10 protein-coding genes are annotated in these 12,095 nt (G+C 42.9%); 5 read left to right on the forward strand and 5 right to left on the reverse strand.

All coding sequences use genetic code 11. The features are described 5' to 3' along the window. Positions 1-17: 17 nt before the first annotated feature. Positions 18-1,058: an oxidoreductase gene (locus Xbed_RS08985; RefSeq protein WP_086112598.1), complete on the forward strand. Its 1,041-nt coding sequence runs from the start codon at positions 18-20 to the stop codon at positions 1,056-1,058. Between the two features lie 51 nt (positions 1,059-1,109). Next, positions 1,110-2,099 carry a bile acid:sodium symporter family protein gene (locus tag Xbed_RS08990; protein ID WP_086112599.1) on the forward strand — a complete coding sequence of 330 codons (990 nt, stop codon included), beginning with the start codon at positions 1,110-1,112 and terminating at the stop codon, positions 2,097-2,099. Positions 2,100-2,123: 24 nt separating this feature from the next. On the opposite strand, the gene add is transcribed toward Xbed_RS08990, so the two are convergent. The 3 genes from add to manA form a co-directional block, all read right to left on the reverse strand. Further along, positions 2,124-3,125 (reverse strand): adenosine deaminase, encoded by a 1,002-nt coding sequence (add, locus tag Xbed_RS08995; RefSeq protein WP_086112632.1) that lies wholly within the window; start codon positions 3,123-3,125, stop codon positions 2,124-2,126. Positions 3,126-3,243: 118 nt separating this feature from the next. After that, a complete protein-coding gene (locus Xbed_RS09000) occupies positions 3,244-4,776 on the reverse strand; it encodes a YdgA family protein (protein WP_086112600.1) in 1,533 nt (510 codons plus the stop codon). Between the two features lie 167 nt (positions 4,777-4,943). After that, on the reverse strand, positions 4,944-6,116 hold the full coding sequence (manA, locus tag Xbed_RS09005) for a mannose-6-phosphate isomerase (protein ID WP_086112601.1): 1,173 nt from the start codon (positions 6,114-6,116) through the stop codon (positions 4,944-4,946). Positions 6,117-6,302: 186 nt separating this feature from the next. On the opposite strand from manA, the gene fumC reads away from it, so the two are divergent. Further along, positions 6,303-7,697, forward strand: coding sequence for a class II fumarate hydratase (gene fumC, locus Xbed_RS09010; RefSeq protein WP_086112602.1), 1,395 nt, complete (start codon positions 6,303-6,305; stop codon positions 7,695-7,697). A 77-nt stretch (positions 7,698-7,774) separates the two neighbouring features. Here the strand turns inward: fumC and tus are convergent, their stop codons facing one another. After that, entirely contained in the window at positions 7,775-8,701 is a 927-nt protein-coding gene (tus, locus tag Xbed_RS09015; protein ID WP_086112603.1) for a DNA replication terminus site-binding protein, read from the reverse strand. 292 nt (positions 8,702-8,993) lie between these two features. On the opposite strand from tus, the gene Xbed_RS09020 reads away from it, so the two are divergent. Next, entirely contained in the window at positions 8,994-9,626 is a 633-nt protein-coding gene (locus Xbed_RS09020; RefSeq protein WP_086112604.1) for a helix-turn-helix domain-containing protein, read from the forward strand. 19 nt (positions 9,627-9,645) lie between these two features. Here the strand turns inward: Xbed_RS09020 and Xbed_RS09025 are convergent, their stop codons facing one another. Continuing rightward, entirely contained in the window at positions 9,646-10,920 is a 1,275-nt protein-coding gene (locus Xbed_RS09025; RefSeq protein ID WP_167371887.1) for an MFS transporter, read from the reverse strand. A gap of 185 nt (positions 10,921-11,105) precedes the next feature. On the opposite strand from Xbed_RS09025, the gene Xbed_RS09030 reads away from it, so the two are divergent. Further along, a complete protein-coding gene (locus Xbed_RS09030) occupies positions 11,106-12,023 on the forward strand; it encodes a LysR family transcriptional regulator (RefSeq protein WP_086112605.1) in 918 nt (305 codons plus the stop codon). The last annotated feature ends 72 nt before the right edge of the window (positions 12,024-12,095 follow it).

Genomic DNA, 12,095 nt, shown 5'->3' on the forward strand with positions numbered 1-12,095 from the left:
AGTTATGAGGAATAGTTATGAGTGATTTGTTAAAAGTGGGTTTGGTCGGTTATGGTTATGCCAGCAAAACTTTCCATGCACCATTGATTGCGGGGACACCCAACGTTGAACTAGTGGCTATTTCAAGCAGTGATGCAGAAAAAGTCAAAAAAGACTGGCCAACAGTGTCAGTCACATCTTCCCCGGAAACACTATTCAGTGATCCTGACATTGATCTTATTGTGATCCCAACGCCAAATGATACTCATTACCCACTGGCACAAAAGGCACTGGCGGCAGGTAAGCATGTTGTTGTTGACAAGCCTTTTACTATTACGGTGGAACAGGCTGAGTCCCTGAAAAAACAGGCAGAAGAAGCTCATTTATTGCTGTCTGTATTCCATAATCGTCGTTGGGATTCAGGTTTTTTGACAGTGAAGTCACTGATTAAAGAAAATAAATTGGGGGCATTGAAATATTATGAATCCCATTTTGATCGCTACCGTCCGGCTGTTCGTCAGCGTTGGCGTGAAGCTGCCGGTGCGGGCAGTGGTATTTGGTACGATTTGGCGCCACATTTATTAGATCAGGCTGTTCAGCTTTTTGGCAAACCAAACGGCATTACCGTGGATTTAGGCATGATACGCCCGAATGCAGAGACGGCGGATTATTTTCATGCGCAACTCAGTTACCCTGATTTGAGAGTGGTGCTACATGCGACCATGCTTGCGGCTGCACAATCCCCTATCTATACCTTGCACGGTATGGCAGGAAGTTACGTGAAATATGGTTTGGACCCGCAAGAAGAACGCCTGAAAGCGGGAGAAAGACCACCTCGGGCAGATTGGGGATATGATGCCCGTGACGGTTCAGTGACGTTGTCACAAGGTGATGACCTGATTACCCAAGTGATACCAACAGTACCGGGTCATTATGGTGCATATTATGCCGCTATTCGTGATGCTATCTTGTTTGGTAAGCCTAATCCCGTGACTGCCAGTGAAGCCATTCTGGTCATGAAACTTATTGAAGCGGGTGAACAATCGGCGAGAGAGCAACGCACAATTATTATTGATTAATGGTGATTAATTGACCAAGCCATAGCTTGTAAGGCAAAGGGAGCTATATTGATGAACGTGTTGCAGAAATTAAGAATTGATCCTTTTTTAGTGGTACTGATTACCGTGGTCATCATCGCCTCGTTTTTACCTTGTGAAGGCGAAGCCCAAAAATGGTTTCAGCACTTAACCACAGCCGCCATTGCATTGTTATTTTTTATGCATGGGGCGAAGTTATCCCGTAGTGCCATTTGGGCCGGCATTGGGCACTGGAAACTGCATTTGGTCATTTTTATCAGCACCTTTGTCTTATTCCCGATACTGGGTATGGGGCTGCATTTCATCGTACCGGAATGGATATCACCTACAATTTATATGGGATTTCTTTATCTTTGTGCGTTACCTGCGACGGTGCAGTCTGCCATTGCCTTTACTTCTGTTGCCGGAGGCAATGTCGCTGCGGCGATATGCAGCGCTTCTGCTTCAAGCCTGTTAGGGGTGTTTCTGTCTCCATTATTGGTGGGTTTTTTGATCCAAACCCATGAAGGGGGAGCACATGCCGATACCTGGAAAGCGATAAAAGATATTATATTGCAACTGATGGTGCCGTTTATTGTCGGTCACTTATCACGCCCCTTGATTGCCCGATGGGTGGAAAAACATAAAAAACTGGTCAACATAACAGATCGTTCCTCCATTTTGCTGGTGGTGTATGTTGCATTCAGTGAAGCGGTGGTGGAAGGTATCTGGCATAAAATCGATGCCTATTCACTGGTTATGATCGGTATCGTGTGCTGTGTTTTATTGGCACTCGTGCTCGTCATTAATGTATACAGTTCACGTTTGCTGGGGTTTGACAAACAAGACGAAATTACCATTGTCTTTTGTGGTTCGAAGAAAAGTCTGGCGAATGGGGTACCGATGGCTAACGTGTTGTTTCCTGCTTCAATGGTAGGGGTAATGCTATTGCCGCTGATGATTTTCCATCAAATTCAACTGATGGTTTGTGCTGTACTTGCCCAGCGTTATGCTCAACGTTCAAAACCTAAAAAGGCAGATTAATTTCTGCCTTTAGAGTTAATATTTTTAGCGAGTTGCCACTTTGTCTATCAGGGCCTGTTTTTCCGCTTCACTGAGGAACGCGCTTGCCAATCCATTCATCTGTGCCTGTCGGATCTGTTTTGGAGACAGTCCTGCTGCTGGCGCAGCAATATTATACTCATGGCGAATTTCAATACCTTCGACTGCCGGGTCATCGGTATTGATTGATGCCAGAATACCGTGCTCAAGGAATTGTTTCAGCGGATGAGTGGATAATGAGTTGACGGTGCTGGTTTGCAGGTTCGATGTCAGACAGGATTCAATACCGATACGGTGTTCAGCCAGATAGTCCATTAAGGCCGGATCAGTAATAGCTTTAACACCGTGCCCAATACGGGTTGCCCCCAATTCACGAATAGCATGCCAGATGCTTTCTGCACCGGCGGCTTCTCCGGCATGTACGCTAATGTTCCAGCCAGCATCACGCGCCTGAATAAAATGTTGCTCAAACAGATGACCAGGGAACCCAAGCTCATCACCCGCCAAATCTAATGCCGTAATGTGTTGTTTATGGGCGAGAAGGCCGGCTAATTCTTGAGAACACGCCTTTTCCCCAAAGGTTCTGCTCAGTATGCCAATCAAACGGATCGGAATATCATGTTGTTGGCTGGCTGAATGGATACCATCAATAACGGCTTCTACAACCCCTTCAACAGGTAATTGATGTTTCATGGCCATGTAATAAGGAGAAAAGCGCAGTTCAGCATAATCAAGACCGGCGTTAACGGCATCTTCAACATTTTCAATGGCGACTCTGCGACAGGCAGCTAAATCGGCCAGAACGGTGACACCCCAGTCCAGTTTTTGGAGAAAACTGATAAGGTTGGGTTCATTTTCAATGATCTGGACATGAGGACGTAATGCTTCCAGCTCGTCAGCAGGGAGCGGGATATTATGCTGACGAGCAAGAGCTAAAATGGTTTCAGGGCGGATATTGCCGTCAAGGTGACGATGTAAATCGGTCAATGGAAGCTGTGTATCAATCATCATTTTTTATCCTTTCGAATTATTTTGGGTATAGCAAATTTCAGATATACAAAAAAGCCAGTCAACACGTTGACTGGCAAGAAAATGAAAGCACTATCGATATTTTTTAGCTGTTCACTTATTCAGTTACAGGCGTTTCAGCATCATCATGCTGATTTTGCTCACCATCTGCATCATCATAGGAACCCACAAGCCCATTATCAAGCAAGAATTGGTGCAGGCTGGTTTCTTTGCTGTTTAATTTAACTTTGTCATCGGCGTAGTGGAAATTAAGACCAATAACGTCGTTTTCATCAGTGAGGACATTCAGTTTAATTCCCTCTTGAGCCAGTGTGTTGACTTGTTGTTTTGCCTTGGCTTCTGCGGCGGTTTTATCTTCACCTCCCAAAACATCTGCCTGGGTGATGGATTCCACCAGCATGGCCTTGGGTACATTAATGTGTAGTGACAGGCTTTGGATCAGGGTACGGATCACCTCTTCCGGCTCCATAAGGAGCAACGCATTTTTGTCTTCAGGAATGTTCTGTAAGGACAGTTTGAAATCCACCGTACTTTCGCCTTTACTGTTTTTCCAGCTAAAAGGAGAAAGGCTGAATTGCGGGTCCTTATTCAGGAGTAGATGCAAATTACTGAGAACGGCAGCGTAAGTGATATCATAAGATGAACCATGTGTGGTCAAGGTTTCTGCGGCTACGGTATCATTATAAGCCTGAGTAAACTTACGGACTGATTCGCCATCCAGTTTTTCCATGCCCAGAACAATCTTACCTGAGCCGAAATCCATGTTTTTAACTTTTATGCCGTCAATACTGTAACCAATTTTGATGTTTAGGTTATCTTTATCTTCTGTCAAGTTGGACGTAATTTTGAGTCCCTTGAAAGCAGTATCATTGGTTTCTGTGGTATCTGATTCACCCGCAATCCCATGCGTGGAAATTTCACCAATGCCATAGCTCTGATCGCCAATATAGATATCGAAAAGACCTTTTTTACCATTCCCTTTAAAATCGATGTCTTTCAGGATGATTGATTCTTTTTTGGTCGGATCACTGAAAGATAATGCATCGCTTTTGACGGAAAATGAAAATGCATTTAAATGACGGTCAGTCTCAGCGTTGATCTGTGCGCCAGAGAATGACAGAACCCGTTTTTCCCCATTTTCTTTCGTTTCCGTATGATTCACGGCACTCAGGTTGATGTTGGAAGAAAGGCTTCCGCCATAGCTGAATTCAGCATTTATGTTAAGCGGGGATTTTCCTTGGGTAAGGTTAAACAGATCTTTCAGTGGCTCACTTTGTTCGAGTTCAGAATGGATAGACGCCATTTTTGGCATCAAGTTGAATCTTTTCAGGCTTGAAACAGGAAAGGGACCATGATCAATGGTTGATTTGAAGATAATTTCTTCACTCTTTGACTTAGTACCTTTTATGCTGAGGATTAAACGGACATCAGAACTGAAAACACCGCGTTTGAAGTTTTCTGCTTGCCATTCAATGCCACTTTCAGGAAATGCTTCTTTGAGCTCTGTATTTGCTTTGCTTATGAAATGATCCAAACGTCCTTCAAGTTGTTTACCTGTGTACCATGAAGCACCTGTCCATACCGCTCCCAGAGCAACAACAACGCTTACAGCAACTAACGATTTTTTCATGTGGAAATCCCATCCTTTTAACGCATATGCGTGGTTGATATATGCGTTTTTATTTATGTCAATAATGGTTGTTAAGTGTATAACCTAACTAAGATATTTTAATCAATTTTCTCTGAAAATGTGACTAACAACCGATGAAACAGGAATAACTCTATGAATATAGACAATTAATTGGATACTTTGGCTATTTTCCCGTTACCATGAACAATAGCGGTTCTTTCTATAGCAGATAAGAAGATTGATTCCCCTGAGAATAATCTCAATTGCTGCTTGTCAGAGTTGATAACTATTTGACCTTCAATACAAAATATAATCGATGCTGAATTGTTCTCCAATGTGATTGGTTGTTCTGAAACAGCATAAACAGAAAAATGGAAATCATTGACGGGAACAGGATAGTTCAGTGCGTCTTTTTCCTGTTTTGGCGTGGTCAGCAAAGCATCGGCAGACTTCGGCATAAAATCCAGATTAGCCATTAACTCAGGAACATCAATATGCTTACTGGTTAAGCCGGCACGCAGTACATTGTCTGAATTGGCCATCACTTCCAGGGCGACACCTTCAAGATAAGCATGGGGAGTGCGGGCATACAGAAACATCGCTTGACCGGGTTTGAGTTCAACCACGTTAAGCAGGAGGGGTGAAAACAAACCGTTATCATCGGGGTAGAAAGAGGTCATCTTTCTGATGGTGTCCCATGGCTCTCCCTGATGGCTATTGAGTGCAGATTTTAAGACGGCAATGGCTAAATGTTTTTGCTCGCCTTGCATGTTCAATAATTGGGAGAAGAGAAACGACAGGTTTTGTTCTGTCGGATGCTGGAGGAATGTCTGGATATCGGGATGTGCCGCAGAAACATAACCCAATAATTGTGCGATCTCTGATAAGGGCCTGAAAGCGTTCATTGCCTTAAATGGTGTCAGCGCATAGACCAGTTCAGGTTTGTGATTATCGTCTTTATAATTGCGCTGTGCTGAATCTAAGGGAACCCCTTGCGCATTTTCTCTGGCAAATCCCATCTCCGCAGAAGTTTTATCAGGATGCACTTGAATTGAAAGCGGTTGAGCTGCACACAAAACTTTGAACAAAAAAGGCAAACGTCCGAATTGGCGGGCAACAGTGTCCCCAAGATACTTTTCTGGTTCCTTGGCAATCAGAGTATTCAGAGCGATGGTTTCACCGGTTTGAGGAACCGTCACCAGTGAGCTGCATTTTGGATGTGCTCCCATCCATAGTTCTGCCATTGGCTGATTGTCAGGGTTTTTGATGCCGTAAATATCCGTTAGGGCAGTTTTGCTTCCCCAATCATAATGTTGGATGTTATTGGTCATTTTCAGCATGGCGACTTTCCTGTAATAAAAAACTGTAATAAAAAAATAAACTCATTTATATGACAACAATACAATAAACACGGTCAGGTCGCATTATCGATCATAAATTTATGGCATGATAAAAAGATACCGACTACTTTATCTGCAAAGTTTGTTTCGGCGTATTCAATTATTCTGTGTGCTAAGGAGATAGTAATGGCAGCCACTCGCATTGAAAAAGACTCAATGGGACCTATCGAAGTACCTGCTGACCAATTATGGGGAGCGCAAACCCAGCGCTCACTGGAGCATTTCCGCATTTCTCAGGAAAAAATGCCTGTTGCGTTGATTCATGCTCTTGCATTGACTAAACAAGCAGCCGCCAGCGTGAATATGGACTTAGGTCTTTTGCCTAAAGAACGTGCTGACGCAATTATCGCTGCGGCGAAAGAGGTGTTGGAAGGTAAACACCCGACAGAATTCCCTCTTGCTATTTGGCAGACCGGTTCGGGAACTCAAAGCAACATGAACATGAATGAAGTGTTGGCGAACCGTGGTAGTGAGATCCTTGGCGGTCAAAGGGGTAATGAACGTCTGGTTCACCCTAATGATGATGTCAACAAAAGTCAAAGCTCCAATGACGTTTTCCCAACCGCTATGCATGTCGCGGCCGTTATCGCAGTGCGTGAACATCTGTTACCAGAGTTAAAAGCACTACAAAAAACGCTGGCAGATAAAGCGGAAGCCTTTAAGAACATCGTAAAAATTGGCCGCACCCACTTACAAGATGCGACCCCTCTGACTTTAGGTCAGGAGATTTCTGGTTGGGCGGCGATGTTGACACATAACTTGAAACACATTGAAGATAGCATTCCGCATGTGTGCGAATTGGCACTGGGTGGTACAGCGGTAGGCACCGGCCTGAACACGCATCCGGAATACGCTGTTCGCGTTGCGAAAAAAATTGCGGAACTGTCCGGCCAGCCTTTTGTCACTTCCCCGAACAAATTTGAAGCCTTGGCAACCTGTGATGCCTTGGTTCACTCGCATGGTGCGTTGAAAGGTTTGGCAGCATCACTGATGAAAATTACCAACGACGTTCGTTGGTTGGCTTCTGGCCCGCGTTGTGGCATCGGTGAAATTTCCATTCCTGAAAATGAGCCGGGCAGCTCAATTATGCCGGGCAAAGTGAACCCGACTCAGTGCGAAGCAATGACGATGTTATGTGCACAGGTTATGGGTAATGATGTCGCCATCAATATTGGCGGAGCGTCTGGTAACTTCGAGCTGAATGTGTTCCGTCCCATGGTGATCCATAACTTCCTGCAATCTGTTCGTTTGCTGGCGGATGGTATGCGCAGTTTCAATGAGCATTGTGCGATTGGCATTGAGCCTAATCATGACCGTATCACGCAATTGCTGAATGAATCGCTGATGTTGGTAACCGCATTGAATACGCATATCGGCTACGATAAGGCAGCAGAAATCGCCAAGAAAGCCCATAAAGAAGGTCTGACGCTGAAACAATCCGCGATGCAACTGGGTTATTTGACGGAAGCTGAATTTGATGCGTGGGTTCGTCCAGAAGATATGGTTGGTAGCATGAAGTAATGCTCACCCTGACGTGACCTTACCTGCGTTATTAAAACTAAAAAACCGGAGAAATACGTACTCCGGTTTTTTATTGCTTAAATTTCTTTATAGAGATGCAGACGAGGAATAACGAGTTCAAGTGGTTTGGCTTTGGGTTTATATCTGTGTTTAATGGCATTGACATTATAGTTAGGCAATGCACCAATTTTCGGTTTAATTTCGCTATCTTCTGTATAGAAAACCATAACCGGAAGTGGGCACGCATATTGAACCTGCTTTTGTAGCTCGGAATACCAAACCCGGGTAATGGGTTGTACTTTTACTGGCCTCTTGATTTTCAAGATCACATCATCGGGGAGTTTCTTGATATCTGTTATTTCCAGTGCCACCAATGATGCCCATTGATCGCTGGTGTAGGGGGGAACTGCACGCCCCGCATTATAGCTTTTCTCCAGCCGTTCCAGGACTTGTTGCTTAGTGACTTTATTAATGATGTTTTTGTTGGCCCAGCCGAAATTGATGGAATCAGGGTTTAACAGGGGAGTGATAGTGCGATAGGCATTCAAGGTGATGAGACCCCTCAAATGATTATGAACAAATTCAAATCGTTGCTCTTTGCTGACACCTGATTCTTTGGTCACGATCTTTTCCAGTTCTACTTTTAACTGATTGACGTCATTAACGACACTCATTGCTTCTTTATATTGCTGGTGGCTAACGGCAAAGCATAATGCGCCGGGAAGCCGACTTGCTGCTTTGCTACTGATATTGGGATTATTATGATGTATAAATAACTTCTGATAGAATCGTAAACCTAAATTAAGCGCTTCATTTCCCCGTAGTGAATTAACTGTAATTTCAGTCACTTCTTCATGTTCTTCACCTTTTTCGACTTGAGGTAATTCAAATACCCGGGCATCAATAAGTGGATAGTTCATTAATAAGGCAATAAGTTCAGATAATTTTTCCTCCTGATTCTTAAAGCAACGTGTAAGCGACTCAGTTGAAAGGTATTTATTCATATTATCATCCCCAACGATGGTGTCCTGAGAACTTTGATTTAATTAGTTACAACATACTGTTAACTATAAACACAAAGAAAACAAATCACCACAACAAAATCAAACGAAAACTCAATAACACAAAAGGAAGAAGAACACCTGTTGCGATGCATTTCAACATTGTGATAAAAATTAAGTAACTTATTAAGTTTTGATTCAAACTACCCACTTATTCCACATAAGAAAAAGTTTTCATTCGCTTTTCCATTCCGCATTTTTCAGCGGAGCAAGTAATACATCAAGGTTGTTAAATATGAAAAGATTAGTCAAGCCTGTGAATTCCTTTAAAAAGGTGATAGATGTATTATTACCCTATTCGGAATTAATTACATCAGACTCATCTTCACAAGGAAAGTTGATTGAAATTGAAGAGGAATTTGCTAAATTTTTCTTATTGGAACAAGGTTATGTCAATATACGCAGAATAAATGATGATTTAATCATAGCAACGTCTTTTTCACCTTATATCATCGGGTTATCTTTTTATTCCGGTTCGGAAATCTATTATTCCATTGAGCTAGGACCAAGCTGTAAAATTTACCAAATCCCTCGGGTCAACGCCTTGAATGCCATAAGAAAACATGACCTTTACCGAGAGTGGATGAGGATCATTTCGTATAAGATCTCTTTCTTTTATGCAAGAGATCTTAGCCTTTTTCGCTATGAAACCCGGGAAGTTGTATACAGTCTATTATCTCGTCTGATGACTTTGCCTGATGACTTTCGGGAAAACATCTCGGTCATTAAATATATAGAGCAGCGGTGCACTCTTTCCCGTAGCTGTATACAACGGATATTATTTTCATTGAAGAAAGCCGGGAGTATTGAGATTGTGGATGGCTACCTGATAAAAATTATTGCGTTGCCTACCCAATCTTACTATTAAAACCCCGATGCTTAAAACATCAACCTTCTAATTTATTGAGTTTAAAACCCAAATAAAGAGCGATAATGGCTAAAAATGAAATAAATATTGCTACACCATTCCATGCAAAATACAACCAGAATACTCCGCCCAATGTGCCGGTAATGCTTGAACCTGCGTAGTAACCAAATAGATACAGGGATGAAGCCTGCGCTTTAGCCCGTTTTGCCCGTTGTCCAACCCATCCACTTGCAACAGCGTGAGCCGCGAAGAAACCGGTCGTTAATATCATCATCCCAAGTATCACAGCCCAGACAGGAGAGAATAGGGTGATTAGGGAACCAACCAACATAGCGCTGATTGCTGCCAGCAATACTCTGCCACGTCCATACTTACCCGTCAGTGCTCCTGCTTTTGTTGCGCTGTAAGTCCCGGTTAAGTAAACAACAGACAATAATCCAACAATAGTCTGACTGAAATGATAAGGCGTTTCTAATAACCGATAACCAATGTAGTTAAACATCGTAACGAAACCGCCCATGATTAAAAATGCTTCAGCAAATAGAAAGGGAAGACCTTTATCACGAAAATGTAGCTTTAAATTGATGAGCAATGACTTAGGCTTTAGTGAACTGGATTTAAAATTCCGGGATTCCGGCAACATTTTCCAAAATGCGATAGCGCAAATAAAAGCAAATGTACCCAGTGAGATAGCCGCAAACCGCCAGGAGAAGTAATCTGCAATCACACCGGTAAGCAAACGGCCGCTCATTCCTCCCACTGAATTACCACTAATATACAATCCAATAGACAAGGCAGCATAGCTGGGATGAATTTCTTCACTTAAATAAGTCATTGCTACAGCGGCAACACCACTGATCGACAAACCTACAAGGGCGCGAATAAGCAAAATTCCGTGCCAGCTTGTCATAACGGAACTCAAAAGAGTAAAAATAGCGGCCGCAACCAATGACATGACCATAACATTCTTACGGCCAAGAGCATCAGATAGGGGACCTGTTATTAATAACCCAAGGGCTAACATCCCTGTAGAGAGAGATAAAGCCAGACTACTATTAGCCGGTGATACGTTAAATTCATCTGACAAAATCGGTAATATCGGCTGAACAAAGTAAAGTAGCGCGAAAGTTGCCAACCCGACGGCAAAAAATGATAGTGTTACACGCAGATAGGCTGCATCCCCACGCTGAATATAGCGTTGTTTACTTTCACGCCCTTGTCTGAACGTGTTTTCTACATCACTTTCAACGCCAGAGACTACCGACTTTTCACCGACGCTTTGAATTGTGTTCACGCGACTTCCTTCTTTAAATAATTTTTTAAGTAAAAAATGTTAAATACTTGATTGAGATCAAGAATAGGAATTCATGAATATTTTGTCTAATATATTAATCATTCCAAAATGATATGTTTAAAATATCAATTGAAGTAGATAGGTGTTTTTATTTGATTTTACTGTGGAAAATTGGAGGGTAGAGTATGGCCGTCAATATTGAACTCAGGCATTTACGTTACTTTATTGCTGTCGCAGAAGAATTGCATTTTGGGCGCGCCGCAGAGCGGTTAAATATCTCACAACCACCATTAAGCCAACAGATCCAAGCTCTTGAGGCGAATATAAACGCCCAGCTACTTATGCGTAATAACCGAAATGTCAGCCTGACACCCGCAGGACAGATGTTTCTTCAGGAGGCATACCAGATAATTGCTCAGGTTGATGCAGCAGCGATTAAAGCGGCCAGAATGCATCAAGGAGAATTGGGGGAGATATCCATTGGCTTTACATCCACCGCCCCCTTTATGCGCAAGATAACACTGAGCCTGCGTCAGTTTCGGGAATCTTATCCTGATGTGGCCATTCATATGCATCAAATGAATACCAAGCAGCAAATAGCGCCTTTGCAGACAGGTAGAATTGATATGGGGATTATGCGCAATACCTCATTGCCAGATAATCTAGAGTATCAACTGCTCTTCCGGGAGCGCTTTATGCTCGCGGTATATGATGGTCACCCCTTGCTTGCATACGCAAATGAAGGCGTTAACCTGGAAATGTTATCTGATTATCCACTGGTGTTTTTTGAACGTGATGTAGGAACGGCTTTGTACGATGAAATTATCTCTTTGTTGGCAAATGCCGGTGTGACTCCCGTGATTTCACAAGAAGCCGGGGAGGCGATGACAATACTTGGATTGGTTGCCGCCGGATTAGGAATTAGTATTATCACTGAATCATTTACCCGCATGAAACTGGACGGCGTCCAATATCTGCCTTTAGCACAGAATCCCACTTACTCAGAAGTTTGGTTAGTTAAGCATAAGAATTACAATAATGGTGCAGCCGTAGATCGCCTGACTCATCTCTTAATCTCCAATATCTTAGACCAAAATGAGTAAATGAAATGGTTAATCAAAAGCAATAATCACGATAAGTTCGTGTGAAAGATCACATTTCTACTTCAAACGGAT

The organism is Xenorhabdus beddingii, from assembly GCF_002127545.1.
GTDB lineage: Bacteria > Pseudomonadota > Gammaproteobacteria > Enterobacterales > Enterobacteriaceae > Xenorhabdus > Xenorhabdus beddingii.